General features: G+C 68.6%; 17 protein-coding genes. 7 read left to right on the forward strand and 10 right to left on the reverse strand.

What is annotated here, in order from left to right; genetic code table 11:
- Positions 1-65: 65 nt before the first annotated feature.
- Positions 66-1,028, forward strand: a complete 963-nt coding sequence (locus GO592_RS14060; RefSeq protein ID WP_007300657.1) for a COX15/CtaA family protein — start codon at positions 66-68, stop codon at positions 1,026-1,028.
- Here GO592_RS14060 and GO592_RS14065 read toward each other — a convergent pair.
- Positions 1,025-1,390: a hypothetical protein gene (locus GO592_RS14065; protein ID WP_005565772.1), complete on the reverse strand. Its 366-nt coding sequence runs from the start codon at positions 1,388-1,390 to the stop codon at positions 1,025-1,027. The two genes, GO592_RS14060 and GO592_RS14065, sit on opposite strands and share 4 nt — an antisense overlap.
- An 80-nt stretch (positions 1,391-1,470) precedes the next feature.
- Between GO592_RS14065 and GO592_RS14070 the strand changes: the two genes are divergently transcribed.
- The gene (locus tag GO592_RS14070) at positions 1,471-2,436 is read left to right on the forward strand and encodes a quinone oxidoreductase family protein (RefSeq protein WP_007300656.1); all 966 of its coding nucleotides are present in this window, start codon (positions 1,471-1,473) and stop codon (positions 2,434-2,436) included.
- 57 nt (positions 2,437-2,493) lie between these two features.
- Here the strand turns inward: GO592_RS14070 and GO592_RS14075 are convergent, their stop codons facing one another.
- Positions 2,494-3,477: a heme o synthase gene (locus GO592_RS14075; protein ID WP_005255013.1), complete on the reverse strand. Its 984-nt coding sequence runs from the start codon at positions 3,475-3,477 to the stop codon at positions 2,494-2,496.
- A 216-nt stretch (positions 3,478-3,693) separates the two neighbouring features.
- On the opposite strand from GO592_RS14075, the gene tkt reads away from it, so the two are divergent.
- The 5 genes from tkt to pgl are packed head-to-tail and all read left to right on the forward strand — an operon-like array spanning position 3,694 to position 10,129.
- The gene (gene tkt / locus GO592_RS14080) at positions 3,694-5,802 is read left to right on the forward strand and encodes a transketolase (protein ID WP_202715185.1); all 2,109 of its coding nucleotides are present in this window, start codon (positions 3,694-3,696) and stop codon (positions 5,800-5,802) included.
- A gap of 6 nt (positions 5,803-5,808) precedes the next feature.
- Positions 5,809-6,933 (forward strand): transaldolase, encoded by a 1,125-nt coding sequence (gene tal / locus GO592_RS14085; RefSeq protein ID WP_007295871.1) that lies wholly within the window; start codon positions 5,809-5,811, stop codon positions 6,931-6,933.
- A 3-nt stretch (positions 6,934-6,936) separates the two neighbouring features.
- Positions 6,937-8,481 carry a glucose-6-phosphate dehydrogenase gene (zwf, locus tag GO592_RS14090; protein WP_007295872.1) on the forward strand — a complete coding sequence of 515 codons (1,545 nt, stop codon included), beginning with the start codon at positions 6,937-6,939 and terminating at the stop codon, positions 8,479-8,481.
- On the forward strand, positions 8,482-9,393 hold the full coding sequence (opcA, locus tag GO592_RS14095) for a glucose-6-phosphate dehydrogenase assembly protein OpcA (RefSeq protein WP_005262262.1): 912 nt from the start codon (positions 8,482-8,484) through the stop codon (positions 9,391-9,393).
- Positions 9,386-10,129 (forward strand): 6-phosphogluconolactonase, encoded by a 744-nt coding sequence (gene pgl / locus GO592_RS14100; protein WP_007295873.1) that lies wholly within the window; start codon positions 9,386-9,388, stop codon positions 10,127-10,129. The genes opcA and pgl overlap by 8 nt, the downstream gene beginning before the upstream one ends.
- A gap of 318 nt (positions 10,130-10,447) precedes the next feature.
- Here the strand turns inward: pgl and ppc are convergent, their stop codons facing one another.
- The 8 genes from ppc to rapZ form a co-directional block, all read right to left on the reverse strand.
- Positions 10,448-13,204, reverse strand: coding sequence for a phosphoenolpyruvate carboxylase (gene ppc, locus GO592_RS14105; RefSeq protein ID WP_007295874.1), 2,757 nt, complete (start codon positions 13,202-13,204; stop codon positions 10,448-10,450).
- Positions 13,205-13,250: 46 nt separating this feature from the next.
- Complete coding sequence (gene secG / locus GO592_RS14110; RefSeq protein WP_005241788.1) at positions 13,251-13,484, reverse strand: preprotein translocase subunit SecG; 234 nt, start codon at positions 13,482-13,484, stop codon at positions 13,251-13,253.
- 125 nt (positions 13,485-13,609) lie between these two features.
- The gene (tpiA, locus tag GO592_RS44405) at positions 13,610-14,395 is read right to left on the reverse strand and encodes a triose-phosphate isomerase (protein WP_007295875.1); all 786 of its coding nucleotides are present in this window, start codon (positions 14,393-14,395) and stop codon (positions 13,610-13,612) included.
- 3 nt (positions 14,396-14,398) lie between these two features.
- Complete coding sequence (locus tag GO592_RS44410) at positions 14,399-15,610, reverse strand: phosphoglycerate kinase (protein ID WP_005564784.1); 1,212 nt, start codon at positions 15,608-15,610, stop codon at positions 14,399-14,401.
- A 17-nt stretch (positions 15,611-15,627) separates the two neighbouring features.
- Positions 15,628-16,647 carry a type I glyceraldehyde-3-phosphate dehydrogenase gene (gap, locus tag GO592_RS14120; RefSeq protein ID WP_005241784.1) on the reverse strand — a complete coding sequence of 340 codons (1,020 nt, stop codon included), beginning with the start codon at positions 16,645-16,647 and terminating at the stop codon, positions 15,628-15,630.
- 262 nt (positions 16,648-16,909) lie between these two features.
- Positions 16,910-17,893, reverse strand: coding sequence for a DNA-binding protein WhiA (gene whiA, locus GO592_RS14125; RefSeq protein WP_005262275.1), 984 nt, complete (start codon positions 17,891-17,893; stop codon positions 16,910-16,912).
- A complete protein-coding gene (locus GO592_RS14130; RefSeq protein WP_037206106.1) occupies positions 17,884-18,909 on the reverse strand; it encodes a gluconeogenesis factor YvcK family protein in 1,026 nt (341 codons plus the stop codon). The genes whiA and GO592_RS14130 overlap by 10 nt, the downstream gene beginning before the upstream one ends.
- Complete coding sequence (gene rapZ, locus GO592_RS14135) at positions 18,906-19,772, reverse strand: RNase adapter RapZ (RefSeq protein WP_050998569.1); 867 nt, start codon at positions 19,770-19,772, stop codon at positions 18,906-18,908. Before rapZ ends, GO592_RS14130 begins: the two co-directional genes overlap by 4 nt.
- Positions 19,773-19,788: the final 16 nt, after the last annotated feature.

Consider the following 19,788-nt stretch of genomic DNA (forward strand, 5'->3'; position numbering starts at 1 on the left):
GAGTCGAGCGCGCCGCCACCAGCCCAACGACACGCTGTAGTTGACGGCCCTCTACCATCGACGTCGTGCTGTATCGCGGGTTTCTGAGCCTGGTAGACCGTCTCCCCCTTCCGTCGCTGACCGTGCAGCGTGTCATCGCATTCGCGGTGATCCTCACGCAGGGCGGAATCGCCGTCACCGGAGCCGTCGTGCGGGTGACCGCGTCCGGCCTCGGCTGCCCCACCTGGCCGCAGTGCTTCCCCGGCAGCTTCGTGCCGGTCGGGCACGGCGAGGTCGCCGTCATCCACCAGGCCGTCGAATTCGGCAACCGGTTGCTCACGTTCGTCGTCGTCGTGGCCGCGGCCCTGATCGTCCTCGCGGTCACCCGTGCCCGCCGCCGTAAAGAGGTCCTCGTCTACGCGTGGATGATGCCCCTCGGCACCGTCGTGCAGGCCGTCATCGGCGGTGTCACGGTGCTCACCGGACTGCTGTGGTGGACGGTCGCGGTACACCTGCTCGCGTCGATGGCGATGGTGTGGCTGGCGACCGTGATGTACGCGAAGATCTGCGAACCCGACGACGCACCGGCAATCGACGTGATCCCCGCCCCGCTGCGGTGGCTCACCGCGCTGTCGGGTGTCGCGCTGGCGGGGGTGCTCGCCGCCGGAACGCTGGTCACGGGCGCCGGACCGCACGCGGGAGACAAGAGTCTCGACCGCGTGGTTCCCCGCTTCGAGGTGGAGATCGTCACGCTCGTGCACCTGCACGCCCAGCTGCTCGTGGGCTACCTGGCGTTGCTGGTCGGCCTGTGCTTCGGCCTGTACGCCGTGGACGCCACCCGCGCGGTGAAGATCCGCGTGCAGGTTCTGCTCGCGCTGGTGGTGGCGCAGGCGCTGATCGGACTCGTCCAGTTCTTCACGGACGTTCCCGCGGCCCTGGTGGCATTCCACGTCGCGGGGGCCGGGCTGTGCACCGCGGCCACCGCGGCGGTGTGGGCTGCGGGACGCACCCGCGAGTACGTCACGCAGCCGGACACCGCGAGCGTCTAGCGCTCGTTGCGGGCCTTCGGGAACCGCGTCTGCCGCGCGACCCAGCCGGCCATCTTCTGGAAGTGACCCTTGCGGGGCGTGACGATGCTGGTGATCGCGCGGTCCCACTCAGAGACGGTGACGTCGTCGAAGGATGCGACGACGGCGTTGGCGGTGGCGAGATCCTTGACCACCTGGTCACCGAGGATGCCGTCGGCGCCGACGAGCGTGATGCGGACGCCGGCGAGTCCGATCGGCTGGATGACGGCGCTGGCGGAACCGCCGTGCTCGGCCACGAACTTCTTGATCGCGTCGACCGTGTGGGACGGCAGCGAGGGCGCCGGGCTCGCGGGCGCCTGATCCGCGTGGGTGTCGGTACTCATGACCCCGAGAATACTGGGCGGTAGTGGCGTCGTGTCCGCCAGGCTCGGAACGGCGGCACTCGCCGTGTAGAACTGAATCCATGCGCGCTATACAGGTTTCCCGTCTCGGTGGTCCCGACGTCCTCGAACCGGCGGAGGTTCCCGAACCCCGGATCGGAGCGACGGATCTTCTGGTTCGCACCGAGGCGATCGGCATCAACTTCATCGACACCTACTTCCGGACGGGGCTGTATCCGCGGCCGCTGCCCTACATCCCCGGAGACGAGGGCTCCGGAGTCGTGGAGGCCGTCGGCGGCGACGTGACCGGTATCGCTCCCGGCGACCGGGTGGCCTGGTGCTCCGCCCCCGGCAGTTACGCCGAGAAGGTGGTCGTCCCCGCGGCGGCCGCGATCGCCGTCCCCGACTCCGTGCCCGCCCCGCAGGCCGCTTCCGCTCTGCTGCAGGGAATGACGGCCCACTACCTGGCCCACTCGACCTACCCGATCCAGTCCGGCGACACCGTCCTCGTCCACGCCGGAGCGGGCGGAGTCGGCCTGCTGCTGACCCAGATGGCGACCACGCTGGGCGCGCGGGTGATCACCACCGTGTCCTCCGACGCCAAGGAACAATTGTCCCGCGACGCCGGCGCACACGAGGTGCTGCGATACGAAGACGACATCGCCGCCCGGGTGCGAGAACTGACCGACGGCGAGGGCGTCGCAGCCGCCTACGACGGTGTCGGCGCGTCCACGTTCGAGGCCAGTCTCGCGTCGGTGCGGATCCGGGGGACGGTCGCGCTGTTCGGCGCGGCGAGCGGCCCGGTGCCGCCGTTCGATCCGCAACGGCTGAACCCGGCCGGTTCGCTGTTCCTCACCCGGCCCACGCTCGCGCACCACATCCGCAACCGTGAGGAATTGACGTGGCGGGCGGGCGACGTGTTCTCCGCCCTGGCCGACAATTCGCTGACGGTCCGGGTGGGCGCGGAGTACCCGCTCGAGCGGGCCGAGGACGCGCACCGCGACCTGGAGGCGCGTGCGACGACGGGATCGATCGTGCTGGTGCCCTGACGCGGAGCGTCAACTCGGCCCTGACGCGGAGCGTCAACTCGGCCCTGACGCGGAGGATCAGCTCAGCAGGCTGCCGACGGTCTGCAGTCCCAGCACGGAGTCGACGGCGAGACCGACGAAGACGATGGCCAGATAGTTGTTGGACTGCAGGAACAGGCGGAGCGGTTTCACGGCCGCTCCGCCGCGGACGCTGCGGTACAGCTGATGGGCCATCAGCAGGAACCAGGCACCGGCGACGAGCGTCACGACGGCGTACACGACACCCGCGGCGGGGACGAGCACGAGGGACGTGATCACCATCGCCCAGCTGTACAGCAGGATCTGCTTGGTGACGTGCTCCTCGGTGGCGATCACCGGCAGCATCGGGACACCGGCCGCCTTGTAGTCCTCCTTGTAGCGCATGGCGAGGGCCCACGTGTGCGGCGGCGTCCAGAAGAAGATGACCAGGAACAGCACGATGGGCTGCCAGCTCAGCGACCCGGTGACCGCCGACCAGCCGACCATGACGGGCATGCAGCCCGCCGCGCCGCCCCAGACCACGTTCTGCCAGGTCCGGCGCTTGAGCACCATCGTGTACACGAGCACGTAGAACGCGATGGTCAGGACGACCAGGCAGCCGGCGAGCAGGTTGGCCCGCCACCACAGCCACAGGAACGACGCGACACCGAGAGTCATCCCGAACACGAACGCGTGGGACGTCGGGACCGCGTCGCGGGCCAGCGGCCTGCGGGCGGTGCGTTTCATGACCTTGTCGATGTCGGCGTCGACGACGCAGTTGAGCGAGTTCGCGCTCGCCGCACCCATCCATCCGCCGAACAGCGTGCTGAGGATCAGCGCGATGTCGACGTTGCCGCGATCCGCCAGCAGCATTGCCGGGATGGTGGCGACCAGCAGCAGCTCGATCACCCGCGGCTTGGTCAATGCGATGTAGGCCAGGACCTTGCCCGTGACGCGACCCAGCACCGTACCGGTGTCGGTCGCGCGGGGGGCGGGGCTGGGGCTGCCGAAGCCGTGTCCGCTCGGCTGATGCCCTGTCCGCACGTTCTCTCCTCGCACCACGCGTAATTCCACATCCGAATGCCGGCGTCTGCTCCCGAAGTTCTTCGCGACGGCCGGCCGTCTACTACAAACGATGGTAGACCGCCGTAATGCGCGAACCGAATCGACCCGGATACGACCGCACACTAGGCTGGAGTCGCACAAGAGGCCCACGCATCCTCAGGCTCCACGTTCACCCATGTCAGGAGACTTCTGCCCGTGTCGATCACAGACGACATCCACGTCCTCACGCAACCGGTTCACCCCGCCGACTGGACCGAACTGGACACCAAGGCCGTCGACACCATCCGGGTGCTCGCCGCGGACGCGGTGCAGAAGGTCGGTAACGGCCACCCCGGCACGGCCATGAGCCTGGCCCCCCTCGCCTACACCCTCTTCCAGCGCGTCATGCGCCACGACCCCACCGACGCCGACTGGATCGGCCGCGACCGGTTCGTGCTGTCCTGCGGGCACTCCAGCCTCACCCTCTACATCCAGCTGTACCTCGCCGGCTACGGTCTCGAACTCGACGACCTGCAGGCGCTGCGCACCTGGGGCTCGAAGACCCCCGGCCACCCCGAACACGGCCACACCCGCGGTGTCGAGATCACCACCGGGCCCCTCGGTCAGGGCCTCGCCTCCGCCGTGGGCATGGCCATGGCCGCCCGCCGCGAACGCGGCCTCTTCGACCCCGAGCCCGCCCTCGGCGACAGCCCGTTCGACCACCACATCTACGTCATCGCCTCCGACGGCGACATCGAGGAAGGCGTCACCTCCGAGGCCTCCTCCATCGCCGGCGTCCAGCAGCTCGGCAACCTCACCCTGATCTACGACGACAACAAGATCTCCATCGAGGACGACACCGCCATCGCGCTGTCCGAGGACACCGCCGCCCGCTACGAGGCGTACGGCTGGCACGTGCAGATCGTCGAGGGCGGCGAGAACGTCGTCGCCATCGAAGAGGCCCTGAACAAGGCCCGCGAGGTCACCGACAAGCCGTCGCTGATCCTGCTCCGCACCATCATCGGCTACCCCGCACCGACCAAGATGAACACCGGCGCGGCGCACGGCGCCGCCCTCGGTGCCGACGAGGTCGCGGCCGTGAAGAAGGCGCTCGGCTTCGATCCGGACAAGACGTTCGAGGTCGCCGACGAGGTCATCGCCCACACCCGCAAGGTCGTCGAGCGCGGCGCCCAGGCACACAAGCACTGGCAGGCCCAGTACGACGAGTGGACCCACCGCGCCCCCGAGGGCAAGAAGCTCCTCGACCGCCTGATCGGCCGCGACCTTCCCGCCGGCTGGGCCGACGTGCTCCCCACCTGGGAGCCCGATCCCAAGGGCATCGCCACCCGCAAGGCGTCCGCCGCCGTACTGAACGCCGTCGGACCGGTGCTCCCCGAACTGTGGGGCGGCTCCGCCGACCTCGCCGAGAGCAACAACACCACCATCAAGGGCGCCGACTCCTTCGGCCCCGAAACCATCTCCACCCGGATGTGGACCGCCCAGCCCTACGGCCGCACCCTGCACTTCGGGGTCCGCGAACACGCCATGGGCTCGATCCTCAACGGCATCGCGCTGCACGGACCGACCCGCCCCTACGGCGGCACCTTCCTCGTCTTCAGCGACTACATGCGTCCCGCCGTGCGGCTCGCCGCGATCATGAAGACCCCGGTCACCTACGTGTGGACGCACGACTCCATCGGACTCGGCGAGGACGGGCCCACCCACCAGCCGATCGAGCACCTCGCCGCGCTGCGCGCGATCCCCGGCCTGTACGTCGTGCGACCCGGCGACGCCAACGAGACCGCCCACGCCTGGCGCGCCGTCCTCGAGAAGGGCGCCGACGAGGCCACCCGCGCTCCCGCCGGCCTCGCCCTGACCCGCCAGGACCTACCCGTCCTCGAGGGCACCAGCTACGAGGGCGTCTCCCGCGGCGGCTACATCCTCGCCGACGCCTCCACCGGCGCACCGCAGGTCGTGCTCATCGGCACCGGATCCGAACTGCAGCTCGCCGTCGCCGCCCGCGAAACCCTCGAGGCCGACGGCATCCCCACCCGGGTCGTGTCCATGCCCTGCGTCGAATGGTTCGACACCCAGGACCAGGCCTACCGCGACGGCGTCCTCCCCCCGACGGTCAAGGCGCGGGTCTCCGTCGAAGCCGGCATCGCCATGCCCTGGCACCGCTTCGTCGGCGACGCAGGCGAAATCGTCTCCATCGAGCACTTCGGCGCCTCCGCCGACTACAAGACCCTGTTCCGCGAGTTCGGCTTCACCGCCGAAGCCGTCACCGCCGCCGCACAGCGCTCACTCGCACGCGTGAAGGGATAGAACGCCATGACTCAGAACCCCAACCTCCAGAAGCTCTCCGAAGCAGGCGTGTCGGTGTGGCTCGACGACCTCTCCCGTGACCGCATCGAGTCCGGAAATCTCGCCGAGCTCATCGCGACCAAGTCCGTCGTCGGTGTCACCACCAACCCGTCGATCTTCCAGGCCGCACTCAGCAAGGGCCACGTCTACGACGCACAGGTCCGGGAGCTCGCCGAGCGCGGTGCCGACGTCGAGGCCACCATCCGCACGGTGACCACCGACGACGTGCGCGCCGCGTGCGACGTCCTCGCCCCGCAGTTCGAGGCGAGCCACGGCGTCGACGGCCGGGTGTCCATCGAGGTCGACCCGCGCCTCGCGCACGACGCCGACAAGACCGTCGCGCAGGCCGTCGAACTGTGGAAGATCGTCGACCGCCCGAACCTGTTCATCAAGATCCCGGCCACCGAGGCCGGTATCCCGGCCATCGCCAAGGTGCTCGGTGAGGGCATCAGCGTCAACGTCACGCTGATCTTCTCCGTGGAACGCTACGAACTCGTCATGGGCGCCTACCTGGACGGCCTCGAGGCCGCGAAGGCAGCCGGTCACGACCTGTCCCGCATCCACTCGGTGGCCTCGTTCTTCGTCTCCCGCGTCGACACGGAGATCGACAAGCGGCTCGACAAGATCGGCACCCCCGAGGCGCTCGGGCTGCGCGGCAAGGCGGCGCTCGCCAACGCCCGGCTCGCGTACGCGGCGTACCAGCAGGTCTTCGAGGTGCAGCCGCGGTTCCAGGGTCTGCTGTCCGACGGTGCCCGCCCGCAGCGCGCGCTCTGGGCGTCGACGGGAGTCAAGAACCCCGACTACCCCGACACTCTGTACGTCGCCGAACTGGTGGCCCCGAACACCGTGAACACGATGCCCGAGAAGACTCTCGACGCGTTCGCCGATCACGGTGAGGTCGCCGGCGACACGGTGTCCGGCACCGCGGTCGAGGCGCAGGAGGTGTTCGACAAGCTCAGCGCCGTCGGCATCGATCTGACCGACGTGTTCAAGGTCCTCGAGGACGAGGGCGTCGACAAGTTCGAGGTGTCCTGGAACGAGCTCCTGGAGGCCACCGCGGAGCAGCTGCGCGCAGCAGGGCAGAAGAGCTGATACGTGAGCGAGCCCGCAGCGTCAGACGAATGGGTCAATCCACTCCGCGACAGTAGGGACAAGCGCCTACCACGCATCGCCGGGCCGTGTGCGTTGGTGATCTTCGGTGTCACCGGCGACCTGGCCCGGCGCAAGTTGATGCCCGCCATCTACGATCTGGCCAATCGTGGTCTTCTGCCGCCCGGGTTCGCTCTCGTCGGGTTCGCCCGCAGGGATTGGTCGGACGAGGACTTCGGCAAGATCGTCCACGATGCCGTGCGCGACCATTCCCGCACACCGTTCCGGGAGGATGTCTGGGAGCGACTGTCGGAGGGCCTGCGTTTCGTCAAGGGCAGCTTCGACGACCCGGCGGCCTTCCAGGAACTCGCCAACACTCTCGGGACGCTCGATCGTGAACGCGGGACCGGCGGAAATCACGGGTTCTATCTCGCGATTCCGCCGGACGCGTTCCCGGTGGTCCTGAAGCAGCTGTCCGAGGCCGGTCTCGCGCAGTCGAACGACCAACAGTGGCGTCGGGTGGTCATCGAGAAGCCGTTCGGTCATGACCTCGGGAGCGCACGTGAGCTCAACGCGGTCGTAAACGAGGTCTTCCCGGAGGACACCGTCTTCCGGATCGACCACTACCTCGGCAAGGAGACGGTTCAGAACATCCTGGCGTTGCGCTTCGCCAACCAGTTGTTCGACCCGATCTGGAACGCCCACTACGTGGATCACGTCCAGATCACCATGGCCGAGGACATCGGTCTCGGTGGGCGTGCCGGGTATTACGACGGGATCGGGGCGGCGCGCGACGTCATCCAGAACCACCTGCTCCAACTCCTCGCGTTCACCGCGATGGAGGAGCCGATCAGCTTCGAACCGTCCGAATTGCAGGCGGAGAAGATCAAGGTGCTCTCCGCCACCAAACTCGCCCAGCCACTCGAGGAGACCACCGCGCGCGGCCAGTACGCGGGCGGCTGGCAGGGCGGCACCCGGGTGGTCGGCCTGCTGGAGGAGGAAGGGTTCTCGAAGGACTCCACGACGGAGACGTTCGCGGCCATCACCCTCGAGGTCGACACCCGCCGCTGGGCGGGGGTGCCGTTCTACCTTCGCACCGGAAAGAGACTCGGCCGTCGGGTCACCGAGATCGCCGTGATCTTCAAGCGCGCACCGCACCTGCCGTTCGATCAGACGATGACCGAGGAACTGGGGCAGAACGCCCTCGTCATCCGGGTGCAGCCGGACGAGGGTGTGACCATGCGGTTCGGGTCCAAGGTCCCGGGATCGAGCATGGAAGTCCGCGACGTCAACATGGACTTCAGCTACGGTCAGGCGTTCACGGAGTCGTCGCCCGAGGCGTACGAGCGCCTCATCCTCGACGTGCTCCTCGGTGAGCCCTCGCTGTTCCCCGTCAACGCCGAAGTGGAACTGTCCTGGGAGATCCTCGACCCCGTGCTCGCGCACTGGGCTGCGGACGGCAGGCCGGAACCGTACGAGGCCGGCACGTGGGGCCCGCCGGCGGCAGACGAAATGATGCACCGCACCGGTCGCGAATGGAGAAGGCCGTAGATGATCACCGACATTCCCGCGACCACCACCGGGCAGGTCAACAAGAAGCTGGTGGAGCTGCGCAAGACCGGCGGCGCGGTGACCCTGGGACGAGTGCTCACGCTGGTGGTATGCACCCGGGACAGTGAGTACTCGGAGGACATCATCGACGCCGCCAACGAGGCGAGCCGGGAGCATCCGTGCCGCGTCATCGTCGTCGCCTGGGGGTCCCGTGACGCGGAACCCCGCCTGGACGCGCAGATCCGCGTGGGCGGCGACGCCGGCGCGTCGGAGGTCGTCGTGCTCCGCCTGTTCGGCGAACTCGCCGACCACGAGAGCAGCGTGGTCGTGCCGTTCCTCCTTCCCGACACTCCCGTCGTCGTGTGGTGGCCGGAGACCGCCCCGGAGATCCCCGCCGAGGATCCGGTGGGCAAGCTGGCGATCCGGCGGATCACCGACGCGACCGATCGCGCGGATCCGGCGGCGGAGATCAAGAGCCGCCTCGCGTCGTACTCGTCCGGTGACTCGGATCTCGCCTGGAGTCGCATCACCTACTGGCGTGCGCTGCTGACCTCGGCCGTCGACCAACCGCCGCATTCGCCGATCACGTCGGCGGTGGTGTCCGGGCTGGTGGACGAGCCTGCCGTCGACATGATCGCGGGGTGGTTGGCGAGCCGCGTCGACGTCCCCGTCACGCGGCGGGTCGGCCCGTTGTTCGTGGAGATCAACTTCGCCGACGGTGGTGCGTTGACCATCAGCCGCCCCCAGACCGGCACCACGGCGACGCTCTCGCGCACCGGCAAGCCCGATGCGCGGGTCGCGCTCCGCAGGCGGGAAACGAGCGAATGCCTGGCCGAAGAACTACGCAGACTCGACCCCGACGAGGTCTACGAGACCGCACTCGCCGGGCTGACGAAGGTGACGTATGAGTGACATCCACGTAGAAGTCCACCCCGACACCGACACGCTGGTGACGAAGGCCGCGGAGCTGTTCGTCGACACCGTCGTCGCCGCCCAGAAAGACCGCGGTACGGCGGCGGTGGTCCTCACCGGCGGCGGCACCGGGATCGGCCTGCTCGAGAAGGTCCGGCAGAACCCGGGCGACATCGACTGGCGTTCGATCGACATCTTCTGGGGTGACGAGCGGTTCCTGCCGGCCGGCGACCCGGAACGCAACGACGTGCAGGCGCGGGCCGCGCTGCTCGACCACGTCGACGTCGACCCCGACCGGGTGCACACCATGCCCGTCGCGGACGGCATCTACGAGAACGACCCGGAGGCGGCTGCCGTCGCGTACGCGCAGGTGCTCGGGGCGCATGCCGGCGGCAAGCAGGTTCCGGTGTTCGACGTCCACCTCCTCGGCATGGGTGGTGAGGGACACGTCAATTCGCTGTTCCCCGACACCGACGCGGTCCGCGAGGAGCACCGGTTCGTCGTCGCGGTGACGGACTCCCCCAAGCCGCCGCCGGTGCGGGTCACGCTGACGCTGCCCGCCGTCCGGCACGCCGACGAGGTGTGGCTCGTCGTGTCGGGTGACGCGAAGGCCGAGGCCGTGGCCGCCGCGATCGCGGGCGCTCCCCCCGTCGAGATCCCGGCGTCCGGGGCGCGCGGACTGTCGGCCACCCGGTGGCTGCTCGACACGTCGGCCGCGTCCCGGCTGCCGAACTGACGCTCTCATCCGGCGGGGTCCTCGTCGTCCGCCGGTAACCCGGCGGGCGACCGAGGGTCCTGCTCGACCGGTGACCGGGTGACCCGGCAGTCGGTGACGATCCGACCGGCACGACGCGGAAAGGCCGTGCTCGTCCCCCGCCGTCCGATTCCCCCGCGCCAATAGTCCGGGTTGCCCGCGCAGCGTCTCATCCGTCGCCCCAATTCGTCTCGGAAACATTCGTGCTCTTTCCCGTTTTGACGCAGCGACGGACGGTTCGGTTCCCCCGCCCCGCAAGAAAGTTCACGCAAATCTCACGGGGCGCGGGAACCCGTCCGGCTACCCGCTGTTGCGCAGCGCGGTCGCCAGCCCGTTCATCGTGAGCTGGATGCCGCGGCGCGTCTGATCACTGTCGTCCCCGGCCCGGTAGCGGCGCAGCAGTTCCACCTGCAGGTGGTTGAGGGGCTCGAGGTACGGGAACCGGTTGTGCACCGACCTCTCCAGGCCGGGGTTGTCGGCGAACAGGGTGTCGTTCCCGGTGATCGCCTTGTACATCCGGATCGTCCGCTCGTGTTCCTCGGCGATCTTGCCGAACACCCGTCGGCGGAGTTCCTCGTCGGGAACCAGCTCCGCGTAGCGGGCGGCGAGGCCCATGTCGGACTTCGACATCACCATGGCCAGGTTGGACAGCACGGTCCGGAAGAACGGCCACTTCGCGTACAGGCGGGACAGTGTGGCCACCCTCTCGGGGTGGCCCTGCGTCCATTCCTCGAACGCCGCACCCGTGCCGTACCACCCGGGCAGCATGACCCGGGACTGACTCCACGACAACACCCACGGGATGGCCCGGAGGTCGGAGATGGACGTGGTCTGCTTCCGTGAGGCGGGCCGGCTGCCGATGTTGAGGGCCCCGATCTCCGCGACCGGAGTCGACATCTCGAAGTACTCCACGAATCCGGGTGTCTCGTGCACCAATTCGCCGTAGGCGCGGCGGGCCAGCGCAGCGAGCTCGTCGAGGATGCGGTACGCCGGTTCGGCGTCGTCGCCAAGTCCCTCGACGTCGAGCAGGGTGGCTTCGAGGGTCGCGGCGAGTAGCGTTTCGAGATTGCGTTGCGCGAGGCGGGGTTCCGCGTACTTGGCGGCGATCACCTCGCCCTGTTCGGTGATCCGCAGCGAGCCGGCCACCGCGCCGGGCGGTTGCGCCAGGATCGCCTCGTAGCTGGGGCCGCCGCCGCGACCCACGGTGCCGCCGCGACCGTGGAAGAGCCGCAACCGGATTCCCGCCTTGCGTGCGGCGTCCACCAGATCCAGCTCGGCGCGGTACAGCGCCCAGTTGGCCGCTAGGTAGCCGCCGTCCTTGTTGGAGTCGGAGTACCCGAGCATCACTTCCTGGGAGTCGCCGCGCGAGCTCACCAGCGCCCGGTAGATCGGCACCTCCAGGGTGGCTTCGAGGGTGGCGGCACCCTGCTGCAGGTCCTCGATCGTCTCGAACAGCGGCACGATGCCCACCGGAGAGGACGGGGCCTCCCCTGATCCGGGGTCGAGCAAGCCCACCTCCTTCAGCAGCACCGCGGCCTCGAGCATGTCACTGACGGAGGTGCACATGCTGATGATGTAGTTGGGCACGGCACCCGCACCGAGTGTCCGGACCGCGTCGGCGCCGGCCTGGAGAATGGCGAGCTCCTTCGCGGTCAGCTCGCTGAACTTCGCGTTCGCGGTGGTCAGTGGGCGCCGGGTCGACAGCTCCGCCGACAGCAGCTCCACCCGCTCGTCCTCGGACAGCGACGGGTAGTCGGCGTGCACGCCCGCCCACGCCAGCAGCTCGGCGACGACGGTCTCGTGCACGTCCGAGTTCTGCCGCATGTCGAGACCGGAGAGGTGGAAACCGAACACCGCCACCGAATCCCGCAGGTTCGCCAGCCCATCGTCGGCGATGGTGCCGTCGCCACCACGCCGCAGGGAATCGTCGACGATGTCGAGTTCGTCGAGCATCTGCCGCGGGGTGTCGTACGGTGCGAGGCCGAGGTCGAGCCCGTGATCGGGTGCCTCACCGAGAATGCGGTGCGCGGTGGCCGTGAGACGCCCCCGGATGCCCCGCACCGCGCGCCGGTAGGGTTCGTCGGCGCGGAACGGGGAATCGTCCTGCGACGCTGCGGCCAGGAGGTCGAGCCCGGGGGTGACGGTGACGAGGCGAGCCGACATCGACAGTTCGCGCTCGAGCGTCTCGAGTTCGCCGAGGTGATGCTCGAGGGCGGTGGCCGCGGCACGGGTGGTGGCCTGCCGGACCACCTCGTCGGTGACGTAGGGGTTGCCGTCGCGGTCTCCGCCAATCCACGACCCGGGACGCAGAATCGGTTCCCCGCCCAGATCCGCGTCCGGCCACCGCGACCGCAGGGCAGTGCGCAGTTCGGCGTTGATCTTCGGGACGACCTCGAACAGTGCCGCGTCATAGTACCGCAGCCCGACCTCGATCTCGTCCTGGATCCGCAACCGCGACAACCGGATCAGTGCGGTCTGCCAGAGGGTGAGGATCTGCCGCCGCAGCCGGACGTCGACGTCGGCCGTCTCGGTCTCGGTCAGGGCGGTGCGCTCGCGGTAGCGCATCAGTTCCGTGATCCGGGACTGGGTTTCGAACACCGTCCGGCGGCGGGTCTCGGTGGGATGGGCGGTGATGACCGGCGACACGAGCGCCCCGCGCAACGCGTCCGCGACGACGGCGCTGTCGAGGTGCGCGGCGTCGAGTTTGGCGAACGTGGCGGTCAGGGTGCTGTCGGGGGCGGGTTCACCGGCGGCGACGTGGACGGCACGCCGGCGTTCGCGGTGGATGTCCTCGGCAAGATTGGCCAGCAGGGCGAAGTGGCTGAAGGCCCGGATGACGGGAATGGTGTCGCTCGTGGAGACCTGGGTGAACATGTCCGCCAGATCCGCGCGGTCGATCTCGGAACGACGAACCCGGAACGATTCGACCCTGGCCTTCTCGACGAGGTCGAAGACGCCGTCCCCGGCCTGTTCCCGCACTATCTGACCGAGGATGCCGCCCAGGAGCCGAATGTCTTCGCGGAGTGGTTCAGTGGCCTCACGTGGGGTTTCGATCATGCATCCAGTATCGACCGGTGACGGCCCGTCTGCATGGTGAAGCAGATCAGCCGAACTTGATCTCCAGGCCGATGCCGATGATGGCGATCAACCAGATCAGGCCGGTGAAGACGGTGAGCCGGTCGAGGTTCTTCTCGACCACGGTGGAACCGGACAGGCTCGACTGGACACCGCCGCCGAACAGGCTGGACAGACCGCCGCCCTTACCGCGGTGCAGCAGCACCAGCAGAATCAGCAGCAAGCTGGTGACCACCAGCAAGATATCCAGGAACAGTTCCATGTCTGTCTACGTCCACCCATCCAGTAGGAACAACAACGACCTCGTACACCCTACAGGCGCTCCGCGCCCGTGCGCCTTTCCGGTACCTACAGCTACCGGAAAGGCGCACGGGCGCCGAAGGCGCCTTACGGCAGAGGTCCGCCCGCGGCGATCGCCGACAGCGTGGCGAACTCGTCAGCCTTCAGCGAGGCGCCGCCCACCAGGGCGCCGTCCACATCCGTCTGGCCGACGATCTCGCCGACGTTCTTGGCGTTGACGCTGCCGCCGTACAGAACGCGGACACCGGACGCGACGTCCGGCGAGGCGAGCTCACCGAGCGTGGCGCGTATCGCGGCGCACACTTCCTGCGCATCCGCGGCACTGGCCACGCGGCCGGTTCCGATGGCCCACACCGGCTCGTACGCGACGACGACCTTGGCGATGTCCTCGGCGGACAGTCCGGCGAGCGAGCCCCGCAACTGCTCGACGTTGTAGGACACGTGCTCGCCGGCCTCACGGACGTCGAGACCCTCACCGATGCAGACGATCGGGGTGATCCCGTTCTTCAGCGCGGCCTTGGTCTTGGCCAGCACGGTGTCGTTGTCCTCGCAGTGCAGGGTCCGGCGCTCCGAGTGCCCGACGACGACGAACGTGCAGCCCAGCTTGGCCAGCATGGAGCCGCTGATCTCGCCGGTGTACGCACCCGAATCGTGGGCCGACACGTCCTGCGCACCGTAGGTGAGCAGGAGCTTGTCGCCCTCGACGAGGGTCTGCACGCTGCGGATGTCGGTGAACGGCGGGATCACCGTCACGTCGACCTTGTCGAAGTACTTCGCCGGGAGCGAGAAGGCGATCTTCTGAACCAGCGCGATGGCCTCGAGATGGTTCAGATTCATCTTCCAGTTGCCGGCGATCATCGGCTTCCGTGCCATGTCTCAGGCCTCCAGAACTGCGATGCCGGGGAGTTCCTTGCCCTCGAGGTACTCGAGGGAGGCGCCGCCACCGGTGGAGATGTGCGAGAACCCGTCCTCGGGCAGACCGAGCTGGCGCACCGCCGCGGCGGAGTCACCGCCACCGACGACGCTGTACGCGCCCTTCCCGGTGGCCTCGATGATCGCCTCGGCGACACCCTTGGTGCCCGCGGCGAACTTCGCGAACTCGAACACACCCATCGGGCCGTTCCAGAACACGGTCTTCGCGCTGGTCAGGATCGCCGCGAACCGGCGAACCGACTGCGGTCCGATGTCGAGACCCATCCAGCCGTCCGGGATCTCGAGCACGGAAACGATCTTCGACTCGGCGTCGGCCGAGAACGAATCGGCGATGACCACGTCCTGCGGAATGTGGATCACGTCGGCGTACTGCTCGAGCAGCGCCTTGCACGTGTCGATCATCGACTCCTCGCACAGCGAGTTGCCGACCGACACGCCCTGCGCCGCCAGGAACGTGTAGTACATGCCGCCACCGATGACGAGGGTGTCGACCTTGGGGGCCAGCGCCTCGATCACCGCGAGCTTGTCCGACACCTTGGACCCACCCAGCACGACCGCGTACGGCCGCTCGGGCTCCTCGGTGAGCTTGCCGAGCACCTTGATCTCGGCTTCGACGAGCCTGCCCGCGTAATGCGGGAGCAGCTTGGCCACCTCGTACACCGACGCCTGCGCGCGGTGCACGACACCGAACCCGTCGGACACGAACGCGCCGTCGTCGCCGACGAGCTCGACCAGGGCCTTGGCGAGCTTCGTCCGCTCGGCCTCGTCCTTGCTGGTCTCCCGCGGATCGAAGCGGATGTTCTCCAGCAGGAGAACGTCGCCGTCCGTGAGCCCCTCGGCACGTGCCAGAGCGTCCTGCCCGACGACGTCGCCGGCGAGCTGGACGTTGCGTCCCAGCACCTCGGCGAGCTTCACCGCGACCGGTGCGAGGGAGTACTGCGGGTCGGGCTCACCCTTGGGGCGACCCAGATGGGCGGTGACGATTACCTTCGCGCCCGCCTCCGCCAACGCCTTCAGCGTCGGCGCGGAAGCGATGATGCGCCCGGGATCGGTGATCCGGTCACCGTCGAGCGGAACGTTGAGGTCGGAGCGCACCAGCACGGCGCGCCCCTCGACCCCAGCGTTCAGCAGGTCGTCGAGAGTCTGAACTGCCACTGTTACCGGACCTTCGCTCAGAGAGACTTGGCGACGAGACCGATGAGGTCGGCCAGACGGTTGGAGTAACCCCACTCGTTGTCGTACCAGGACACGATCTTGGCCTGATCGTCGATGACCTTGGTGAGGCCGGAGTCGAAGATCGAGCTGTGCGGGTCGGTGACGATATCGGACGACACGATCGGAGCGTCCGTGTACTTCAGGATGCCCTTGAGCGGTCCCTCGGCGGCAGCCTTCATCGCGGCGTTGATGTCCTCGACGCTGGCCGACTTCTTCAGGTTCGCGGTGAGGTCGGTGACCGAGCCCGTGGGGATCGGGACGCGCAGCGCGTAGCCGTCCAGCTTGCCGAGCAGCTGCGGGAGGACCAGGCCGATGGCCTTGGCGGCACCGGTGCCCGTGGGGACCACGTTCAGTGCGGCGGCGCGGGCGCGACGCAGGTCGCTGTGCGGGCCGTCCTGCAGGTTCTGGTCCTGGGTGTAGGCGTGGACCGTGGTCATGAGGCCCTTGACGATACCGAACTCGTCGTCGAGCACCTTGGCGATGGGACCGAGGCAGTTGGTGGTGCACGAGGCGTTGGAGATGATGTTCTGGCTGCCGTCGTACTTGTCGTCGTTGACGCCCATCACGATGGTGATGTCCTCGCCCTTGGCCGGGGCGGAGATGATGACCTTCTTGGCGCCGGCCTCGAGGTGGCCCTTCGCCTTGGCTGCGTCGGTGAAGATGCCGGTGGACTCGACGACGACGTCGACGCCCAGGTCACCCCACGGAAGCGCCGCGGGCCCTTCCTTGATGGCGAGGGCCTTGATCTTCTGGTTTCCGACGACGATGGTGTCTTCACCCTCGAGCGAGACGTCGTGCGGGAGACGACCCAGGATGGAGTCGTACTTCAGGAGATGCGCCAGCGTAGCGTTGTCCGTGAGGTCGTTGACCGCCACAATCTCGATGTCGGTGGTTCCGAGCGCCTTCTGCGCGTCCACCGCCCTGAAGAAGTTACGTCCGATACGGCCGAAACCGTTTACGCCTACCCGGACAGTCACAATCTGCTCCTTTGCGCATGATTCTGGTTGTGCAGCTCTGCTCCCGCGCCGCTACGACACCACCGACGGGTGGTCGGCGCGAGGGTTCATCGGTCGATGTGGCTCTAACCCTAGTGCGCGGGCCACGCGCGCGCGCAGTCACCTCCGGCACCCGTTTCCGGGCCGCCCCGACCCGAACGAACGGGACGCTCGTTCGATCTGACGCAACGAGCGTCCCGTTCGTCCGGGAGTGGGGGTGGTGCGAGGGGACCGCCGACGACGGTCAGGCGTCGTCGAGAAGGTCTGCGGTGACGGCCGACTCGGTGTCGGGGATGCCGGTTTCCTTGGCCTTGCGGTCCGCCATCGACAGCAACCGCCGGATGCGGCCGGCGACGGCGTCCTTCGTCATCGGCGGATCGGCGAGCTGGCCGAGTTCCTCGAGGGACGCCTGCCGGTGCTCCACCCGGAGGTGACCGGCCGCCGCCAGATGGTCGGGAACCTCGTCACCCAAGATGTCGAGGGCCCGCTCGACGCGGGCAGCGGCCGCGACGGCCGCCCGCGCGGACCGGCGCAGGTTGGCGTCGTCGAAGTTGGCGAGCCGGTTGGCGGTGGCACGGACCTCCCGGCGCATGCGACGTTCCTCCCACACGAGGCGGGTGTCCTGGGCGCCCATCCGGGTGAGCAGTGCGCCGATGGCCTCGCCGTCGCGGATCACCACCCGGTCGGTGCCACGGACCTCGCGGGCCTTCGCCGAGATGCCCAGCCGGCGCGCCGCCCCGACGAGCGCGAGCGCCGCCTCCGGGCCGGGGCAGCTGACCTCGAGCGCCGACGACCGACCCGGCTCGGTCAGCGAACCGTGCGCCAGGAACGCGCCGCGCCACGCGGCTTCCGCGTCGGCAACGCTGCCACCGACGACCTGCGCGGGAAGCCCGCGCACCGGGCGCCCCCGCAGGTCCAGGAGACCGGTCTGGCGGGCGAGTGCCTCGCCCTCCTTCGCGACCCGCACGATGTAGCGGGACGACTTGCGCAGCCCGCCCGCGCTGAGAACGTGGACGTCGGCGCTGTACGTGAACAGGTCGAAGATCTCGCGGCGCAACCGGCGGGCCGTGGACCCCAGATCCACTTCTGCCTCGACCACGACCCGGCCACCGACGATGTGCAATCCCCCGGCGAACCGCAGCAGCGACGAGACCTCGGCCTTCCGGCAACTCACATGAGTGACGACGAGACGACTGAGTTCGTCTTTGACCTCTGCTGTCATTGCCACGAAGCGCTCTCCCTTTCCTCTGGTGTCCCGGCCACTTCGCTCCCCCGAGACCCCGCATCGGGGTCGCTCCAGAGCTGTTCGAGAACGGACGCAAGTTTTCCTGCATGGTGCGTGTGGGTGCCGTGCTCCGACACGTCGGCGTACACGACGCGTGCCTGGAACTGTCCGGCGGCGCGGGCGAGGTGCTCGCGCTCGCGCCCCGGTGGCACCGAACCCGAATCGACCACGACGAAGTCGACGGTGAGTTCGGGTGCGTGTTGGGACAGTACGTGCAGATGACGCTCGGTGGAGAATCCTGCCGTCTCGCCCGGCTCCGGAGCCAGGTTGAGCACCAGCACCTTCCGCGCGGCAGTGGCGATCAGCGTGTCGAGGAGTTCCGGCACGAGGACGTGCGGGATGACGCTGGAGAACCACGACCCCGGGCCGAGGACGACCATGTCGGCGACGTCGATAGCCCGGACCGCGTCCGGGCATGCGGGCGGATTCGCCGGCAGCAGCCGCACGCGGCGCACCTTGCCGGGCGTGGTCGCGACCGCGACCTGACCGCGGATGCAGCGGCTGACCCGCGGGTCCGCCTCGAGGCCCTGCACGTCGGCCTCGATGTCCAGGGCGATCGGCGACATCGGCAGCACGCGCCCGTTGATCCGCAGCAGCCGCGCGAGTTCGTCCAGCGCGGCGACGGGGTCGCCGAGCACTTCGGTGAGGCCGGCCAGGATGAGATTGCCCACCGAGTGGCCGGCGAGGGCGCCGATTCCGCCGAATCGGTGCTGGATGGTGTCCGTCCAGTCCTGCACCTCGGGGTCGTCCGCGGCGAGTGCGGCGAGCGCCATCCGCAGATCCCCCGGCGGGATGACGCCGAGTTCGGCGCGCAGCCGTCCCGAGGATCCGCCGTCGTCCGCGACGGTGACGACGGCCGTGACGTCACGGCTGAGCCGGCGCGCGGCGCTGAGGGTGGCGAACAGCCCGTGGCCCCCGCCGAGCGCGACGATCGCAGGCGGCTGGTGCACCGGCCTCATTCGCGCCCCAGATCACGATGGACGACACGCACGTTCAGCCCGGAGTCCTGTCCGAGGCGGCTGGCCAAGGCCTCCGACATCGCGACACTCCGGTGTTTCCCTCCGGTGCATCCCACCGCGATGGTCATGTAGCGCTTCCCCTCCCGACGATATCCCGCGATCGTCAGATCCAGCAGGTGGTGATATGTGGCGAGATAGTCCTCGGCACCGTCCTGCGACAACACGTAGTCCCGCACGTCCGCACTCTGCCCGGTGTGCGGACGCAACTCGGGAATCCAGTGCGGGTTGGGCAGGAAGCGGACGTCGCAGACGAGATCGGCGTCCATCGGAAGACCGTACTTGAAACCGAACGACTGGACTGTTACTTGCATGGTCCGGTTCTCGGCGTCGCCGAACGCGTCCTCGATCTTCTGCCGCAACTGGTGGGCGGCGAGGGACGACGTGTCGATCACCAGATCCGCGGCGGCCTTCACCTTCGCGAGCTGATCGCGCTCGGCGGCGATGCCCTCCGACAGGGTGCCCTCGGCGCCTCCCCCGGACAGCGGGTGACTGCGGCGCACCTGCTCGAAACGGCGCACCAGGACCTCGTCCGACGCGTCGAGGTACAGCACCCGCGTGTGCACGGGTTTGCTCTCCAGTTCGGTGAGAACCCAGCCGAGGTCGCCGGTGAACAACCGGCTGCGCACGTCGATGACGACGGCGAGCCGCTCGAGCCGCGAATCGGATTCCAGGCTCAGATCCACCATCCGGGAAATCAGTTCCGGGGGAAGGTTGTCCGCGACGTACCACCCGAGGTCCTCGAGGACCTTCGCCGCCGTCTGCAGACCCGCCCCGGAGAGCCCGGTGACGAGAAGGAAGTCCATCGGCCGGACCGTGGGT

This window comes from Rhodococcus sp. 21391 (assembly GCF_016772255.1).
Taxonomy (GTDB): Bacteria; Actinomycetota; Actinomycetes; order Mycobacteriales; family Mycobacteriaceae; genus Rhodococcus_F; species Rhodococcus_F opacus.

Excerpts from the sequence above, each read along its gene's own strand:
- GO592_RS14065 (WP_005565772.1), bottom strand. The coding sequence starts at position 1,390 with ATGAGTACCGACACCCACGCGGATCAGGCGCCCGCGAGCCCGGCGCCC.
- GO592_RS14070 (WP_007300656.1), top strand. The coding sequence starts at position 1,471 with ATGCGCGCTATACAGGTTTCCCGTCTCGGTGGTCCCGACGTCCTCGAA.
- tal (WP_007295871.1), top strand. The coding sequence starts at position 5,809 with ATGACTCAGAACCCCAACCTCCAGAAGCTCTCCGAAGCAGGCGTGTCG.
- opcA (WP_005262262.1), top strand. The coding sequence starts at position 8,482 with ATGATCACCGACATTCCCGCGACCACCACCGGGCAGGTCAACAAGAAG.
- pgl (WP_007295873.1), top strand. The coding sequence starts at position 9,386 with ATGAGTGACATCCACGTAGAAGTCCACCCCGACACCGACACGCTGGTG.
- ppc (WP_007295874.1), bottom strand. The coding sequence starts at position 13,204 with ATGATCGAAACCCCACGTGAGGCCACTGAACCACTCCGCGAAGACATT.
- secG (WP_005241788.1), bottom strand. The coding sequence starts at position 13,484 with ATGGAACTGTTCCTGGATATCTTGCTGGTGGTCACCAGCTTGCTGCTG.
- tpiA (WP_007295875.1), bottom strand. The coding sequence starts at position 14,395 with ATGGCACGGAAGCCGATGATCGCCGGCAACTGGAAGATGAATCTGAAC.
- GO592_RS14130 (WP_037206106.1), bottom strand. The coding sequence starts at position 18,909 with ATGAGGCCGGTGCACCAGCCGCCTGCGATCGTCGCGCTCGGCGGGGGC.
- rapZ (WP_050998569.1), bottom strand. The coding sequence starts at position 19,772 with ATGGACTTCCTTCTCGTCACCGGGCTCTCCGGGGCGGGTCTGCAGACG.